This window comes from Microbacterium sp. SLBN-146, from assembly GCF_006715145.1.
In the GTDB taxonomy this organism is placed as follows: Bacteria; Actinomycetota; Actinomycetes; order Actinomycetales; family Microbacteriaceae; genus Microbacterium.
The window spans coordinates 1,952,119-1,968,350 of record NZ_VFMR01000001.1; the positions used below are offsets into that span (position 1 = coordinate 1,952,119).

Below are 16,232 nucleotides of genomic sequence, written 5' to 3' on the forward strand. Positions count from 1 at the left end.
CGTCAACCCCTCGCGCGATCGGGTCCGCCGACGTAGTCTCGCCACGATGGAAGATCTCACTTCGCCTACCGGGCGCGAACCAGAACTCCGCGCCGTGCCTCGGGCCGACGGCACCGCTCCTCGCGCACTCGTGATCGGCGCGACGGGATACATCGGCGGACGCCTCGTGCCGCGCCTTCTCGCCGCGGGCTACCGCGTGCGCGTGCTCGCTCGCGACCCTGCGCGCGTCGCGACGTTCGCGTGGGGAGAAGACGTCGAGGTCGTCGAGGGTGCGGCCGCCGACGCGGATGCCGTGTCCACCGCCGTGAGCGATGTCGACGTCCTGTTCTACCTCGTGCACTCGATGGGCGCGGGGAAGGGGTTCGAAGAAGCGGACCGCCGTGCAGCACGGACGGTCGCGGATGCCGCAGCCTCGGCCGGCGTGGGGAGGATCGTCTACCTCGGCGGCCTCCACCCCGACGACGCGCGGCTCTCGGCCCATCTGCGATCGCGCGTCGAAGTCGGCGAGGTGTTCCTCGACGGACCGACTCCGACGCTCGTGCTGCAGGCGGGCGTCGTCATCGGGTCGGGTTCCGCGTCGTTCGAGATGGTGCGGCACTTGACCGAGGTGCTTCCGTACATGCCGGCCCCGAAGTGGGTCCGCAATCACATCCAGCCGATCGCCGTGCGCGACGTGCTGCACTACCTCCTCGGCGCGGCGCGTGTCGAGGCATCCGTCAATCGCGCCGTCGACATCGGTGGTCCGGACGTCCTCCGATACGGCCAGATGATGAACGGCTACGCCGTCGAGGCGGGGCTTCCCCAACGTGCCATCGCGGCGCTGCCCGTGCTGACGCCGAAGCTCGCGTCGCTATGGGTGAACCTCGTCACCCCGATTCCCGCCGCTGTCGCGCGCCCCCTCGTGGAGTCGCTGCAGAACGAGTGCGTCGTGAAGGACCACGACGTCGATGCCCTCATCCCGCGACCCGCCGACGGTCTCACGCCCTATCGGCAGTCGGTACGCCTCGCGCTGGGTCGCGAGGAGAGCGACACGATCGAGACGAGCTGGCGCGACGGCGAAGTGCTCGGCGTTCCGAGCGACCCGCTGCCGAGCGACCCCGAGTGGTCGGGGCGCCTGGCGTTCACCGATGCGCGCACGGCGCACACGACGGCTCCGCCTGCCGCGCTGTGGCGCGTCGTCGAGGGGATCGGGGGCGAGAACGGCTGGTACTCCTCGCCGGTTCTGTGGGCCATCCGCGGATGGATGGACCGCCTCGTCGGTGGCATCGGCCTCGCGCGCGGCCGCCGCAGCCGCGCGCGACTGGGCGTCGGCGATGCCCTGGACTTCTGGCGCGTCGAGGCCCTCGAGCCCGGGTCGCTCCTGAGGCTCCGCGCCGAGATGAAGGTCCCGGGTGGCGCGTGGCTGGAGATGCGCGTCACGCCGGAGGAAAGCGGATCCCGCTACGACCAGCGCGCCGTCTTCTTTCCGCGTGGCCTCGCCGGAAGGCTCTACTGGTTCGCCGTCCTGCCCTTCCACGGCTTCATCTTCGCGGGTATGGCGAGCCGCATCGCCGCCGCCGCGGAAGGCATCGCCGCCGGGGGCGACCCTTCGGACGCAGACACCGAACCCGGCGACGTCGAGGTCGAGTCGATCGACGAGTCGAGCTCCGACACGGCGCGGCAGGTCGTCGGCGAGAGCGCATAGCCTGGGGACATGGCGACGAAGCCCCCGGCATCCGATATCGACGAGACGCGGCTCCGCGTCACCGAACCGAAGCGTGTCGCGGTCGGACTCCCCGGCGTCGTCCACGCGCTGCAGATCTCGCGCGAGCAGATGGGGGTCGTCCGCTCGGTCGAGACGCTCGCTCGCGTCAACCAGAAGGACGGCTTCGACTGCCCGGGGTGCGCGTGGCCCGAAGAGGACAAGCGCCACATCGCGGAGTTCTGCGAGAACGGCGCGAAAGCCGTCGCGGAGGAGGCGACGCTCCGGCGCGTGGGGCCCGACTTCTTCGCGCGGCATCCCGTCGCCGAACTCGCGGGACACGACGACTGGTGGCTCGGTCAGCAGGGTCGTCTGAGGCATCCCATGGTGCTCGATGAGGGAGCATCCCACTACCGTCCGATCGAGTGGGACGATGCGCTGCGCCTCATCGCGGACGAGATCCGCGGGCTCGACGATCCGGACGACGCGGTCTTCTATACATCGGGTCGCACCTCGAACGAGGCGGCGTTCCTCTACCAGCTGCTCGTCCGCGGGATCGGCACGAACAACCTCCCCGACTGCTCGAACATGTGCCATGAGTCCAGCGGCTCGGCCCTCACCGAGACGATCGGCATCGGCAAGGGAACGGTCTCGCTCGACGACATCCACGATGCCGAGCTGCTGATCATCGCGGGACAGAACCCGGGAACCAACCACCCGCGCATGCTGACGGCTCTCGAGAAGGCGAAGCAGCGCGGGGCGAAGATCATCGCGGTCAACCCGCTCCCCGAAGCGGGGCTCGTACGCTTCGAGAACCCGCAGACCGTGCGAGGGATGCTGCTCGGTGGCACGACGCTCGCCGACGAGTTCGTGCAAATCCGCCTCGGCGGCGACCAGGCGCTCTTCCAGGCGATCGGGGCGCATCTCATCGAGCACGATGCCCTCGACCACGACTTCATCGCGCAGCACACGAGCGGGTTCGACGAGTATCGGCGGGCGATGGCGGATGCCGCGTGGCCCGACTTCGTCGAGGCGACGGGGCTCCCCGAGGAGCGGTTGCGCGCGATCGCCGAGATGGTGCGGGCATCGAAGGCGACGATCGTCTGCTGGGCGATGGGTCTCACGCAGCACAAGCACTCCGTCGCGACGCTGCGGGACGTCGTGAACGTCCTCCTCCTCCGGGGTGACATCGGTCGGCCGGGCGCGGGCGTGTGTCCCGTCCGCGGTCACTCCAACGTGCAGGGCGACCGCACGGTCGGGATCTACGAGAAGCCGTCCGAAGCATTCCTCCAGGCGCTCGACCGCGAGTTCGCCTTCGATGCACCCCGCCCGCACGGCTTCGACACCGTCGCGGCGATCCGTGCGATGCGCGATGGTCGCGTGCGGTTCTTCATGGGGATGGGGGGCAACTTCGTCTCGGCGACGCCCGACACCGCCGTCGTCGAGGAGGGGATGCGGAACGTCGGCCTGACCGTCCAGGTGTCGACGAAGCTCAACCGCTCGCACGTCGTCACGGGGCGGAGGGCGCTCATCCTCCCGACACTCGGCCGCACCGATCGGGACCGTCGCGGCGGCATCGAACAGCGCGTGACCGTCGAGGACTCGATGGGGGCCGTGCACGCCTCACGTGGTCGACTGGCTCCGCCGTCCGAGGGGCTGCTCAGCGAGGTCGCGATCGTCGCGCGGCTCTGCGGGCTGTTGTTCGGGGATGCCGCGGATGGGTCGACGAGGCGGTCCGTCCCGCAGGCCGACTGGGACGCGATGGAGCAGGACTACGCGATCATCCGTGGACACATCGAGAAGGTCGTGCCGGGATTCGAGGACTACGAACAGCGCGTCGCCAAGGGCGCGACGCTGCGCCTTCCCAACGGGCCGCGGGATGCCCGACGGTTCGCGACGGTAGACGGAAGGGCTCGGTTCACAGCGAATGAGCTGGAGTTCCCCCGCATCCCCGAGGGGCGACTCCTGCTGCAGACGCTCCGCTCGCACGATCAGTACAACACGACGATCTACGGCAAGGACGACCGGTACCGCGGCATCCACGGCGGGAGGCGCGTCGTGCTCGTGAATCCCGACGATATCCGTGCGCTCGGATTCGTCGACGGCGACATCGTCGACCTCGTCTCGGAGTGGACGGATGCCGAGGGGTGCCTCGAGGAGCGCCGCGCCGATGCGTTCCGGATCGTCTCGTACGCGACACCGCGCGGCAACGCCGCCGCGTATTACCCCGAGACCAACGTCCTCGTGCCTCTCGACTCGGTCGCCGACGCGAGCGGCACCCCGACGTCGAAGTCGATCCTCATCCGCCTCACCCGCCGCCCCTGACCCCGCCGCGCTGCTCCCGCCGCGCTGCTTCGTCGAGACCCCGCGATCTCGCCGAGAAGCCCCGTTGTTGTGCGCAAAGGACGGGGTGGCTCGCCGAGACCGCGGTTACTCGACGAAAGGGGGAGAGGGAAGAAAGGAGGAGGGGGGAAGGGGAGGGGGAGGGGGATCGTAGGCTGAGCGCATGAATGCACTCGCTGTCGTCGTGACCGTGTCGGACCGATCGGCGGCGGGTGATCGCGAGGATGCCAGCGGGCCCGTCGCCGTCGAGGCGCTGCGGGCCGCGGGGTACGCGTGCGGCGACGCGGTCGTCGTGCCGGACGGGGCGGACAGCGTCGCGTCGGCACTGCGAGCGGCTATCGACAGCGGAGCATCCCTCGTCGTGACGACCGGTGGAACAGGCGTCGCGCCGCGCGATCAGACGCCCGAAGGGTCGGCGCTCGTGATCGAGCGGGAGGTCCCCGGTATCGCCGAAGAGCTCCGGCGACTCGGAGCCGCCGAGAAACCCGGTGGCATGCTGTCCCGCGGTCTCGCGGGGGTCGCGGGCGGTACGCTCATCGTCAACCTCCCCGGCTCGCCGCGGGCCGTGGCATCCGGCATCCCCGTCGTGCTGTCCGTCGCGACGCATGTCATCGAGCAGCTGGCGGGCGGTGATCACGCATGAGCGGCGTCCGGCTCGCTCGACTGAGCGGTGAGCCCCTCGACATCGCCGCGCATCTCGACGCCGTCGACGACGCCTCGGCGGGCGCCGTCACGACCTTCGTCGGACGCGTGCGGGACCACGATCCGGATGCCGCGACGGCCGTCGTCGCTCTCGAGTACTCCGCGCACCCCGACGCCGAAGAGACGCTCCACGGGATCGCGTCTCGCTGCATCGGCGACACCGACGCGATCGTCGCGGTGTCGCATCGCACGGGACGCCTCGCCGTCGGGGACATCGCCGTCGCGATCGCCGTCGCGTCGTCGCATCGGGCCGAGGCGTTCGCCGTGTGCCGCGACGTCATCGAGACGATCAAGCAGGAGCTCCCCGTGTGGAAGCGTCAGATCGAGTCCGACGGCACGACGGCCTGGAAGGGCATCGGGGGCTGACGGAGCGGAAGGATCAACCGCCCGCGAACGGGGGCAAGACGTCGACGAGGACGTCGCTGCCCAGCGCCGTCGTGTCATCGACGCGTGCGCCGCCCACGAGCACGGCGCAGCGCGGAAGGATGCCGCCGAGCGCGGGCCGCTCCGCCGTGAGGGCGGTGCGGAGATCGCCGAGGGTCGCCTCCGTGCGGGTCTCTTCCGACCGACCGGCGAACTCCGCCGCGGCTGCGAAGTATCTGACGCGCGCCATCAGGCGGTCCACTCCTTCGCGAGCGCACGGATCGCCGCGACGGCAGCCTCCGTGTCGGCGGGCGTGGCTCCCGCACGGCCCGCGACGAGACCGGCGACGAACGCGCTGAACGGGGCAGCAGGACGCGCGACCTCGGTCGCCACATCGCGCGCGAGGTCGAGGATGAGGGCGACGGGGAGGTCGGCGGTGTCGAGATCGAAGTGCGAGCGGAGGGCGGCTTCCCACGCGTCGAGCGCTTCGGGCGGGAGCGTGCGAGACGACGTCATGGTGCCTCCTTCGTGGAGCGAGCGTGCCCGTGTCAGATCCTCCCACGTGTCGACGTCGTGGATGAGGTCGTCGTCGACGGCGATCACCGTGATCGCGAGGTCATCCAGGATGGCGCGAACCGGAGCATCGCGGCCCGCGTCGGGAAGAGCGGATGCCGCTGTCCGCAGCGCGCGCGTGCGGTAGACGCCGACGAGCCACTGCGGTCGCGATGAGCTGTCGGCGAGGCACACGCCGTCGCTGTCGGCGGGCAGGAGGGGAAGGTCGGACGTGAGGCGCCGCACGGCTGCGGACGCAGCGGGGAGGTCGCACGCCAGGAGCAGCGTCCACTCCGGGGTCGTCTCGGCGGGCCACGACTCCAGCGCGGCGACGATCGCGGCGGCGGGTCCGGCGAACGGAGGGTCCTCGCGCACCCAGGTCACGGGGAGCGCAGCATCCAGCACGGGGCCGACGACCGTCACGGGGGCGGCTCCCACATCGACCGCAGCGGTCACGGCCGTCGCGAGGAGCGTCCGGCCGCCGACGTCGATGAGCGCCTTCGTCGCGCCCTGCAGGCGCGTCGCACGACCACCCGCGAGGAGGACCGCGCCCAGCCCGTCCGTCGTCATTCGCCCGCGCGCACCCAGTCGCCGCTCTTGCCGCCGGTCTTGCGTACGATGCGGACCGCCTCGATCGAGGTGCCCTTGTCGAGCGCCTTGACCATGTCGACGATCGCGAGACCGGCGACCGTGACAGCGGTCAGCGCCTCCATCTCGACGCCCGTCCGGTCGGCCGTGCGGACCGTCGCCTCGATCTCGACGCCGTCGTCGACGACCGCGAGGTCGACCGTGGCTCCGTGCACCCCGATGACGTGGGCGAGGGGGAGGAGGTCGGGTGTGCGCTTCGCCGCCTGGATGCCCGAGATGCGGGCGACCGCGAGGACGTCGCCCTTGGGCACCGTGCCGTCGCGGAGCGCCGCGACGACGTCCGCCGCGCAGCGCACGAACCCGCGCGCCGTCGCGGAGCGCACGGTCGGCTGCTTGTCCGTGACGTCGACCATCCGGGCGTGACCCGCGGCATCCAGATGCGTGAAGCTCATGAGATCAGCATGACATCCACGAGGTCGCCGGGATCGACGCGCGCGACCTCCGCCGGCACGATCGCGTAGGCCTCCGCACGGCCGAGGCCGCCCGCGAGATGCGATCCGCCCGAGGTGGCGGGAGTGACGCGCCACGCCGCGGGATCCGTCGTGTCGATCACGACGGGGAGGTACTGGGCTCGGCCGGGAGGGGTTCGCCAGCCGACGGCAGCGGGAAGAGTCAGGACGCGACGCGCGTGATCCGTGGCACCCTGCATCGTCAGGAGCGCGGGTCGCACGAAGACTTCGAACGACACGGCGGCGCTCACGGGGTTGCCCGGAAGACCGAACAGCAGAATCCCCGCGAGCGTTCGGCCGAAGCCCTGCGGCTTTCCCGGCTGCATCCCGACGCTCGTGAACGACATGACGTCGCCGAGCGTGTTCTTGACGACCTCGTAGGCTCCTGCGCTGACACCGCCGGAGAAGACCACGACGTCCGCCCCGAGGCGCTCGGCCTCCTCGAGGACCTCGCGTGGACCGCCGTCGTCATCGGACACGGTCGCACTGATCACGACGTCGGCTCCCGCTCCCAGCGCGAGCGCCTCGAGCAGCTCGCCGTTGGACTCGGGGATCTGCCCGCGCCGGAGCGGCGTGCCGGGGGGCACGAGCTCCGATCCCGTCGAGACGACAGCGACGCGCGGGCGGCGACTCACGACGACGTCGGCGACACCGGATGCCGCGATCGCGGCCGTCTGCAGGGGCCCGAGGAGGATTCCCGCCTCCAGCACGACGTCGCCCGCTGCGGCGTCCTCGCCACGGCGGCGCACGTGTGCTCCGAACGGCTTGGCGACGGTCACCTCGATGTCGCCGAGCGAATCGGCGAGTCCGCCGACCGTGTCCTCGAACGGGACGATCGCCGTCGCGGCGGTGGGAAGGGGTGAGCCCGTCATGATGCGCGCTGCCTCGCCCCGACCGAGCGGCGGGTCGAGGGCGGTGCCGGCGGGAAGATCGGCGACGACGCGCAGGCGCACCGGATGGTCGGCAGAGGCGTCGGCGATGTCGTCGTGCCGCACCGCGAAGCCGTCCATCGCCGAGTTGTCGAAGGCGGGGAGATCGACGGCGGCGTGCACGGACTCGCGCAGGATGCGGCCGCGAGACGCGGCGAGCGGGAGGCGCTCCGTGCCGATGTCGCTGACGGCGGACAGGACGGTGGCGAGGTGCTCCTCGACAGGGATGAGGCGATTCATGAGCGGCTCCGCGCCTGGAGCGGCTCGTCCCACGCATCCATTCCGCCCCGGAGGACGGATGCCGAGATGCCGGCGCCGAGCAGCGCCACGGCGGCGCGCTGCGCGCGCTGACCCGCCCGGCAGACCACGACGACGGGGCCCGCGCCCGCGAGTGTCGGGTCGGCGAGGAGCGTCGCGAGCGGGATCTCGACGACGCCGGGGATGACGCCCTCCGCGGTCTCCGCCGGTTCCCGCACATCGATGAGGCTGACGCCCGCCGCCTGTGCCGCCCGCGTCGCGGCCGCATCGAGGTGGGGGACGTCCGGCAGGGGAGCGGCGACAACGGATGACGGTTCCGCCGCGGCATCCGTCATCGCGCCTTCTGTCGAGGTGCGGAGCGGAATCTCGTCGACGCGTGCGCGAAGGGCATCGATGACGAGGACCCGCCCGAGGAGCGGGTCGCCGACACCCGTGAGGAGCTTGATCGCCTCGGTGGCAAGGACGCCCCCCGTCTGGAGGCAGAGTGATCCGAGGACGCCCACCTGCGCGCACGTCGGCACATCGCCCGTCGAATCGGAGGGGTACAGGTCGGCGAGACGAACGGCGGCCGCGCCGCCGGTCGGACGCGACCAGAACACCGTGACCTGCGCGTGGAACTCCTGCACGACGCCCCACACGAGCGGGATGCCCAGTGCTTCGGTCGCGGATGCCACGGCTTCGCGTGTCTCGAACGTGTCGGTGCCGTCGATCACGACGTGCGCGCCGGCGAGGATGCGCTCAGCCGACCGGGCCGTGATCCGCTCCGACACCGTGCGCACGTGCGTCGTCGGAGAGAGCTCGCTCGCCGCGCGGACGGCGGAGTCGACCTTGGGAGAGCCGACATCGGCGACGCGGTGCAGGATCTGTCGCTGCAGGTTCGACAGTTCGACGGTGTCGTCGTCGATGATCGTGAGGGTTCCCACGCCCCCGGCAGCGAGCGCCAGGACGACGGGTGAGCCGAGGCCGCCCGCTCCCACGACGGCGACGTGCGCGGCGGCCAGCCGACGCTGTGCGATGTCGCCGAAGCCGGCGAGCACGCGGTGTCGCGAGGTGCGGACGGCTTCGTCGACATCGAGCGTCGCGACGGGGTCAACGAGCGGCGGGAGCGGCATCTCTCCAGGCTACGCCGCGGTGCCGACACGCGATCCGACGTCGTCGACATTCCCCGGCGTCAGCGTGCGCTCCGGGCGCGGATGCGGAGAAATCAGACGACCAGGTCCGCATCTGCGGTGATACCGTAGCGGAATGGACCGATTCCGCATTTCCGAGGCCGCGCGTCTCCTCGGCGTCAGCGATGACACCGTGCGCCGCTGGGTTGACTCGGACGCTCTCCCCACCACCGGTGAGAGCCCCGCGCGGATTCCCGGCGACGCCCTCGCGGCCCACGCCGTCGAGCTCGCCCGCGCCGCGACCGACCCGAGCGACGTGCTCTCGAGCGCCCGCAACCGGTTCGTCGGCCTCGTGACGCGCGTGCAGATCGACGGGGTCATGGCGCAGGTCGATCTGCAGGCGGGGCCGCACCGGGTCGTCTCGCTCCTGTCTGCGGAAGCCGTGCGAGAACTCGGACTCGAGGTGGGCTCTCTCGCCGTCGCTGTCATGAAGGCCACCAACGTCATCATCGAGAGGCCCGGCGCGTGAGGCGCCGCTCGACCGCCGCGCTCGCCCTCGCGACGCTCGCGGTCGCGGGACTCGTCGGGTGCGCGCCGTCCGGCGCAGGGTCGTCGGGTGACCTCGATCTGTCGCGCTCGTCCGCTCCGCCCGACAACGCGGCTCCCGAACTGAGCGGCGAACTCTCCATCTACGCGGCCGCCTCGCTCGGCACGGCGTTCGACGAGCTCGCGGAGCTGTTCGAACAGCGGCATCCGTCTGTCGACGTACGCCCGATCGTCTACGACGGATCGAGCACGCTCGCGAGGCAGATCCTCGAGGGTGCGCCCGCCGATGTCTTCGCGTCGGCCGACGAGAAGAACATGGACACCGTCTCCGCGCTCGCCGTCGCGCCGGAGATCTTCGCCTCCAATACGCTCGTGATCGCCGTGCCCGCGGGGAATCCCGGTGATGTGACCGACCTCGCGAGCCTCGCCGATCCCGCGCTGACCGTCGTGCTGTGCGCCCCGGAGGTGCCGTGCGGCGCGGCGTCGGAGAGGCTCCTCGACGCGGAGGGCGTCGCTGTCCGACCCGCGAGCATCGAGCAGAACGTCACGGCGGTCCTCGCGAAGGTCGCCGCGGGCGAGGCGGATGCGGGCCTCGTCTATGCGACCGACGTCGTCGGCGTCGCAGACGTGGAGGCCATCGTTCCCGAGGGGGCGCCGGACGTCGTCAACCGCTACCCCGTGACGGTGCTGACGGATGCCGCCAACCCCGATGCCGCCGCCGCGTTCGTCGCCTTCGTCGTGAGCGCCGACGGGCAGGCCGTGCTCCGTGATCTCGGGTTCGGAGCCCCGTGACGCATCGCCGGGACGCGGGCGGCTTCGTGCCGCGGATCCTCGCGGTGCCCGCCGTCGTGGGTCTCGCCCTTCTCGTGCTGCCGCTGTCGGCCCTCGTGCTGCGCGTCGAGTGGTCGACGCTGTGGGCCGACATCACGTCACCCGAGGCGCTCTCGGCGCTGGGCCTCTCGCTCGTGACGGGACTCATCGCGACGGTGCTGTGTGTCCTCGTCGGTGTTCCGCTGGCCCTCGTGATCGCGCGAGCCGGGCGGCGCTCCGCCGCGCTCCTTCGGGCCCTCGTGACGATCCCGCTCGTCCTGCCGCCGATGGTCGGGGGTGTCGCGCTGCTCTTCCTCTTCGGCCGCACGAGCTGGTTCGGAGGGATCCTCGCCGAGTGGGGCATCCGCGTGCCGTTCACGACGGGCGCCGTCGTGCTCGCGCAGACGTTCGTCGCCCTCCCCTTCCTCGTCTTGGCCCTCGAGGGTTCGCTCCGGACGACGGGAACCGCGTACGAGCAGGCGGCGGCCTCCCTCGGCGCCGGGCGGTGGACGATCCTCCGGCGCGTGACGCTTCCGCTCGCGGCTCCCGGGCTCATCGCGGGCATCGTGCTGTGCTTCGCGCGCGCGATCGGTGAGTTCGGCGCGACGGCGCTCTTCGCGGGCAACGCGCCCGGTGTCACGCAGACGATGCCGCTCGCGATCTACACGGCCTTCAACGGCGCGGGGGTGTCGCAGGGGACGGCGGTCGCGCTGTCGCTCCTCCTCCTCGTCACGGCGGTGGGCGTTCTGCTCCTCGTCCGGGCGTGGCGAGCGGAGGCTCCGCGGTGAGCGGCGAGTCGCTGGACGCGCAGGTCGTCGTGGACCGCGGCGGATTCCGGCTCGAGGCGCACGTGCGTGCCGACGCGGGCGACGTCGTTGCGCTCATGGGCCCGAGCGGCGCGGGAAAGTCGACTCTGCTCGGCGTCCTGGCGGGACTCGTGGGACTCGACGAGGGCCGCGTCAGCGTCGCTGATCGCGTGCTGGATGCCGCATCCCCCCGGCGCGTCCATATCTCTCCCGCCGAACGGCGTGTCGTGCTCCTCGGCCAGGATGCGCGCCTCTTCCCGCACCTGACGGCGCAGGCCAACATCGCCTTCGGGGTTCGCGTACACGGGGCTTCGGCCTCAGCGGCATTCCGTGCAGCCGACGAGTGGCTCCGACGCGTCGGACTCGACGGCCTCGGGGCGAGGCGTCCCGCCGAGCTGTCCGGCGGTCAGCAGCAGCGCGTCGCACTGGCCCGTGCGCTCGCGACCGACCCCGCTGTGCTCCTTCTCGACGAGCCGCTCACCTCGCTCGATCCCGAGACGGCGGGAGACATCCGGGCGCTCCTGCGCGAGCAACTCGCCGCGACACGGACGACGGCGATCGTCGCGACGCACGACGCCGTCGACGCCGTCGCGCTCGCGTCACGACTCGTCGTCCTCGAGGGCGGCCGCGTGACGCAGGAGGGCGACGTCCGGAGCGTCTTCGCCGCCCCCGCGACGCGGTTCGCCGCCGCCGTCGCGGGAGTCAACCGCATCGACGGCGTCGTGCGAGACGGCGCCTGGTCATCGGGGGCAGCAGTCGTCGCGGCATCCGGGATTCCGGACGGGAGGGCGGCCGCGGTCTTCCGGCCGGCTGACGTGCGGTTCCTCCCGGTCGGGGCCCGAGCGTCCGGGCCCACGGCCGAGTGGATCGCGCGGATCACGCGGCTCGAGCAGACGCCCGGCGGCGTGCGGGTGCAGACGGCGGATCCCGATGTGTCGATCGATGTTCCGGTGGAAACCGCGTTCGGGCTCGTCGCGGGAGACGCGCTCACGCTGTCGATCGATCCCGCCGCCGTGCGCTTCGTGCCCCTCGCCTAGACTCGGCGCGTGACCGGCATCCGCTCCTTCCGGCCGGGCGACGAGGCCGCTCTCGCCGAGATCTGCCTGCGCACGGCCGACGCGGGCGGTGACGCCACGGGAGTGCTCGACGACGACCGCATCTGGGCCGAGATCTTCGTGCTGCCCTACGTCGCGCGGCATCCGGATCTCGCCTTCGTCGTGGAGGCCGACGACGGACGCGTCGTCGGCTACATCGTGTGCGCGCCCGAGACGCGTGCATTCGAGGAGTGGTTCCGTACCGAGTGGTGGCCCGAGCACGGCGCGACCTGGCCCCTCCCCGAACAAGAGGTCACGCGTCAGGACGGGATCCTCCGCTACGCCTCCGCGCGGCGGGCCGGCGCCGAACCCTACGGCGACACGTACCCCGCGCACCTGCACATCGACCTTCTGCCCGAAGCGCAGGGACAGGGGTGGGGGAGACGTCTCGTCGAGACGCTCGTGAGGGAACTCCGCGCGCGCGGAGTGACGGGCCTCCACCTCGCGGCGTCGAGCGACAACCGGGCGGCGATCGCGTTCTATCCCCGACTGGGCTTCACGCCGCTGGAGTCCCACCCCGGCGTGCAGGCGTTCGGCATGGACCTGCGCTCATGACCGAACGCCGCTAGACGATCCGGCCGTTCTCGATCCGGATGACCCGGTCGACGAGGTCATTCGGCACCGTGACGTGCGAAATCAGCACGACGGCCTGGTCGTCGTCGATCGCGGTGAGGAGGTCCGTGAGAAGTGCATCGGATGCCGCGGGGTCGACGCCCGCTGTCGGCTCATCGAGCACGAGGACGGGGAACCCGCGAAGGAGCGCGCGCGCGAGTGCGATCCGCTGCGCCTGGCCACCCGACACGAGGGAGCCGCGTTCGCCGACCCGGGCGTCGAGGCCTCCGCGTGCGCGGAGCCAGGGTCCGAGCCCCACGCGCTCGAGGACGCCTTCCAGTTCGGCATCCGTCGCGTCGTCGCGCGCGAAGATCAGATTCTGCCGGATGTCCTCGTCGAAGAGCATGGGATGCTGCTCGCACAGTCCGACCGTGAGTCGCACGTCGTCGCTCGCGAGGTCGTGCACAGACCGTCCGCCGATGTCGTAGCCGCCGTCGGTCTCGAGGAAACGGACGAGCGCGTGCGCGAGCGTCGACTTGCCCGCTCCGCTCGAGCCGACGACGAGGACGCGCTCGCCGGGGCGGACATCGAGATCGATGCCGCGGAGTGCGGGGGTCGCGGCTCCGGGCCACCGGACGTCGGCGTTCTCGAGCCGGATGCCGCTCGCGAGCGGCGGAGCATCGCCCGTCGCGGGCCGATCCCGCTGCACGAGCCCCTCGGGCACGGTACCGGGGACGGCGTCGGAGACCCGCTCGGCCGAGGTCCGCACCTGTCGCCATGCGGATGCCGCGAGAGGGACGGCGCCGAACACCTCGAAGGTCGCCATCGGGACGAGGACGACGACGGCGAGCCAGGGTCCCCATACGCCCGCGGGTGCCGTCACGAGGACTGCCGCGATCGATGCGGCGCCGGCAAGCACCGAGACGACCGCCGTCGTCGCCGCCTGTGCACCGGCGCGGCGGACGACGGCGCGCCGGAGCTCGGCGTCGGCGGCGGCGATACGGGCGCTGCTGTCGGCCTCGGCACCGTACGCCTGCAGCACGTCGAGGCTCCCGAGATGGTCGAGGATTGCGTCGGCGAGCCGGGAACGCAGCGGCGCGATCGACCGCTCGGCGCGGGACCCGGCGATCCACCCCCACAGCGTCGCGACGATCGCGGCCACGGCGAGGCACGCGAGAAGGGTGAGGGCCGCGGGCCACCACACGATCGCGACGAGGACGACCGCCCCGAGGGCCACGAGCGCCGACGAGACGAGGGGCTGAACGACCCGGAGTGGAAGGTTCTGCAGGTCGTCGACGTCATCGACGAGCGCGCCGAGCACCGAGCCGCGGCGGGTGCGCGAGAGGCCGTCGGGGGCGAGCGGAACGAGTCGTCGCACGAGCGACGCGCGTGTCGTCGCGAGTTGCCGGAGCGTCGCGTCGTGCCCCGACAGGCGCTCGAGATATCGGAAGACCGACCGTGTCAGCGCGAAGAACCGCACACCGACGACGGCGACCGACAGATACAGGACGGGCGGCATCTCGCTCGCGCGCACGATAAGCCACGCGCTCGTCGCGAGGAGGGCGACGGCGGAGGCCTCGGCGATGAAGCCCGCGGCGAGGGCAGGCCAGAACCGGCGGAGGGAGGGGAGCGCACCGCGGAGAACGTCCCGCGTCGTGACAGCCTGCTGGGCACTCACGCGATCACCTCGCTCGGCTCGATCCGCACGACCTGATCGGCGATGTCGCGGGCGGTCGTGCGGTGCGACACCAGGAGCACCGTCGCGCCGTCGTCGGCGAGTGAGCGGATGCTCTGCCAGAGACGATTCTCGGTCGTCGCGTCAAGGGCCGCGCTCGGCTCATCGACGGCGACGACGGCGGCCCGGCCCGAGAGGTACCGGTAGAACGAACGCGCGACCGCGACGCGCTGTGCCTGACCGCCCGAGATTCCCGAGCCGCGGACGCCGAGCTCGTACGACGGCGGCAGGTCGGCCGCGCAGGCGAGGGAGAGGGCGTGCGTGACGAGCGCGGCATCCGGATTCTCGTCGCCCAGAGCGACGTTGGCCGCGATCGTTCCCGTCACCAGTCCCGGCTGCTGACCTGCCCACGCGAGCCACGACGCGGGCGCGAGGGTGCGCACGTCGACGGCATCGACCTCGGCGACCCCGTCGAAGGTCGCTGCGCCGCGGAGCGCCGCGAGGAGGCTCGACTTGCCTGCGCCGCTCGGCCCTTCGATGAGCGTCACGGTTCCGGGCATCGCCGTGAAGGAGACCGCGGGGAGAGCTTGTCCTCCGCGCACGACCCGGAGCTCGCGGACCACCAGTGTTGCCGCCGGCACGCGCGACGTCTCCGATCGGGGTCTCGCGGACGGTTCCGAGGCGCGCGCGGTGTCGCGGGTCCTTGCTGCGTCGAGCACATCGAAGACGTCGTCCGTCGCGGCGACGCCCTCGGATGCCGCGTGGAACTGCACGCCCACTTGACGCAGCGGCAGGTACGCCTCGGGAGCCAGCAGCAGCACGAAGAGTCCGACGGCGAGCGTGAGCGACCCGTCGATGAGTCGGAAGCCGATCGAGACGGCGACGATCGCGACGGCGATCGACGCGAGGAACTCGAGCGCGAACCCCGACAGGAACGAGACGCGCAAGACCCTCATCGTCTCGCGGCGGTAGTCGTCGGTGACGCGCTCGATGGATGCCGCGGCGCGGTGCTGCCTCCCGAACACCTTGAGGGTCGAAAGTCCCTGCACCGTGTCGGAGAAGCGCGAGGCGAGACGCTGCAGCGTCTTCCACTGACGCTCCTGCACGGCTCGCGTCGCAAGGCCGATGAGCACCATGAAGATCGGGATGAGGGGGATCGTGAGGACGACGGTGAGACCCGAGATCCAGTCCTGCCACCACATGACCGCGATGATGAGCGGAGTCGCGACGACCGTCTGCACGAGTTGCGGAAGGTAGCGTCCGAAGTACGCCTCGAGGGCGTCCAGGCCACGTCCGGCCGTGAGGGCGAGTTCGGCCGAGTTGCGCGTCGAGAGCCACTCGGGGCCGAGCGCCCCGACGGCCACGACGAGTGCGCTCCGAAGCTCCGTCTGCACCCGTGCCGCCGCGCGCGAGGCGACGGCCTCACGCGCCCACAGGAGGAGCGCACGCACGATGACGACGGCGCCTAGGGCGCCGAGCGTGGGCAGGAGCTCGGGGAGCGGCATCCCCTCGATCGCCCCCACGATCGCGGTGGTCAGGAACCACGCGAAGGCGACGATGACCGCCGTGTGAACGAAAGCGATCGCGGCGATGACGATGAAGAAGCTGCGCGACGACCGCGCATACCGGAGGAGTCGCGGATCGACGGGCTTCGCCCGCGTGCGCGGGGGAGCCTCCACGATGTCAGTCATGCCGCTTCGAGCCTACCCAGCGCA

16 protein-coding genes are annotated in these 16,232 nt (G+C 71.6%); 9 read left to right on the plus strand and 7 right to left on the minus strand.

All coding sequences use genetic code 11. The features are described 5' to 3' along the window. Nucleotides 1–46: 46 nt before the first annotated feature. The 4 genes from FBY39_RS08320 to FBY39_RS08335 all read left to right on the plus strand — a co-directional run bounded on the left by FBY39_RS08320 (nt 47) and on the right by FBY39_RS08335 (nt 5,092). Nucleotides 47–1,684 (plus strand): SDR family oxidoreductase, encoded by a 1,638-nt coding sequence (locus FBY39_RS08320; RefSeq protein ID WP_141931845.1) that lies wholly within the window; start codon nt 47–49, stop codon nt 1,682–1,684. 9 nt (nt 1,685–1,693) lie between these two features. After that, nucleotides 1,694–4,006: an FdhF/YdeP family oxidoreductase gene (locus FBY39_RS08325; protein WP_141931847.1), complete on the plus strand. Its 2,313-nt coding sequence runs from the start codon at nt 1,694–1,696 to the stop codon at nt 4,004–4,006. 181 nt (nt 4,007–4,187) lie between these two features. Beyond that, a complete protein-coding gene (locus FBY39_RS08330; RefSeq protein ID WP_141931849.1) occupies nt 4,188–4,667 on the plus strand; it encodes a molybdenum cofactor biosynthesis protein B in 480 nt (159 codons plus the stop codon). Then, on the plus strand, nt 4,664–5,092 hold the full coding sequence (locus FBY39_RS08335; protein WP_141931852.1) for a molybdenum cofactor biosynthesis protein MoaE: 429 nt from the start codon (nt 4,664–4,666) through the stop codon (nt 5,090–5,092). The genes FBY39_RS08330 and FBY39_RS08335 overlap by 4 nt, the downstream gene beginning before the upstream one ends. 13 nt (nt 5,093–5,105) lie before the next feature. Here the strand turns inward: FBY39_RS08335 and FBY39_RS08340 are convergent, their stop codons facing one another. Genes FBY39_RS08340 through FBY39_RS08360 form a run of 5 tightly spaced genes read right to left on the minus strand, consistent with a single transcriptional unit; the run spans nt 5,106 to nt 9,037 of the window. Next, nucleotides 5,106–5,339: a MoaD/ThiS family protein gene (locus FBY39_RS08340; RefSeq protein ID WP_141931854.1), complete on the minus strand. Its 234-nt coding sequence runs from the start codon at nt 5,337–5,339 to the stop codon at nt 5,106–5,108. Next, entirely contained in the window at nt 5,339–6,211 is an 873-nt protein-coding gene (locus FBY39_RS08345; RefSeq protein WP_141931856.1) for an NTP transferase domain-containing protein, read from the minus strand. The genes FBY39_RS08340 and FBY39_RS08345 overlap by 1 nt, the downstream gene beginning before the upstream one ends. Then, on the minus strand, nt 6,208–6,681 hold the full coding sequence (gene moaC, locus FBY39_RS08350; protein WP_141931858.1) for a cyclic pyranopterin monophosphate synthase MoaC: 474 nt from the start codon (nt 6,679–6,681) through the stop codon (nt 6,208–6,210). Before moaC ends, FBY39_RS08345 begins: the two co-directional genes overlap by 4 nt. Then, nucleotides 6,678–7,907: a gephyrin-like molybdotransferase Glp gene (gene glp, locus FBY39_RS08355; RefSeq protein ID WP_141931860.1), complete on the minus strand. Its 1,230-nt coding sequence runs from the start codon at nt 7,905–7,907 to the stop codon at nt 6,678–6,680. The genes moaC and glp overlap by 4 nt, the downstream gene beginning before the upstream one ends. Beyond that, complete coding sequence (locus FBY39_RS08360) at nt 7,904–9,037, minus strand: ThiF family adenylyltransferase (RefSeq protein ID WP_141931862.1); 1,134 nt, start codon at nt 9,035–9,037, stop codon at nt 7,904–7,906. The genes glp and FBY39_RS08360 overlap by 4 nt, the downstream gene beginning before the upstream one ends. A 133-nt stretch (nt 9,038–9,170) precedes the next feature. On the opposite strand from FBY39_RS08360, the gene FBY39_RS08365 reads away from it, so the two are divergent. From FBY39_RS08365 to FBY39_RS08385, 5 genes are read left to right on the plus strand one after another with little or no spacing between them, the layout of a single operon-like run. Further along, nucleotides 9,171–9,563 carry a molybdopterin-binding protein gene (locus FBY39_RS08365; RefSeq protein WP_141931864.1) on the plus strand — a complete coding sequence of 131 codons (393 nt, stop codon included), beginning with the start codon at nt 9,171–9,173 and terminating at the stop codon, nt 9,561–9,563. Further along, nucleotides 9,560–10,372: a molybdate ABC transporter substrate-binding protein gene (modA, locus tag FBY39_RS08370; RefSeq protein WP_141931866.1), complete on the plus strand. Its 813-nt coding sequence runs from the start codon at nt 9,560–9,562 to the stop codon at nt 10,370–10,372. The genes FBY39_RS08365 and modA overlap by 4 nt, the downstream gene beginning before the upstream one ends. After that, on the plus strand, nt 10,369–11,178 hold the full coding sequence (locus FBY39_RS08375) for an ABC transporter permease (protein WP_141931868.1): 810 nt from the start codon (nt 10,369–10,371) through the stop codon (nt 11,176–11,178). Before modA ends, FBY39_RS08375 begins: the two co-directional genes overlap by 4 nt. After that, nucleotides 11,175–12,233, plus strand: a complete 1,059-nt coding sequence (locus FBY39_RS08380) for a sulfate/molybdate ABC transporter ATP-binding protein (RefSeq protein WP_260837495.1) — start codon at nt 11,175–11,177, stop codon at nt 12,231–12,233. Before FBY39_RS08375 ends, FBY39_RS08380 begins: the two co-directional genes overlap by 4 nt. A 9-nt stretch (nt 12,234–12,242) precedes the next feature. After that, nucleotides 12,243–12,845 (plus strand): GNAT family N-acetyltransferase, encoded by a 603-nt coding sequence (locus FBY39_RS08385; protein WP_141931872.1) that lies wholly within the window; start codon nt 12,243–12,245, stop codon nt 12,843–12,845. A 10-nt stretch (nt 12,846–12,855) separates the two neighbouring features. Here FBY39_RS08385 and cydC read toward each other — a convergent pair whose 3' ends face one another. Both cydC and cydD read right to left on the minus strand, forming a co-directional pair. Beyond that, nucleotides 12,856–14,520 carry a thiol reductant ABC exporter subunit CydC gene (gene cydC, locus FBY39_RS08390; RefSeq protein ID WP_141931874.1) on the minus strand — a complete coding sequence of 555 codons (1,665 nt, stop codon included), beginning with the start codon at nt 14,518–14,520 and terminating at the stop codon, nt 12,856–12,858. Then, a complete protein-coding gene (gene cydD / locus FBY39_RS08395; RefSeq protein ID WP_141931876.1) occupies nt 14,517–16,208 on the minus strand; it encodes a thiol reductant ABC exporter subunit CydD in 1,692 nt (563 codons plus the stop codon). Before cydD ends, cydC begins: the two co-directional genes overlap by 4 nt. Nucleotides 16,209–16,232 lie beyond the last annotated feature (24 nt).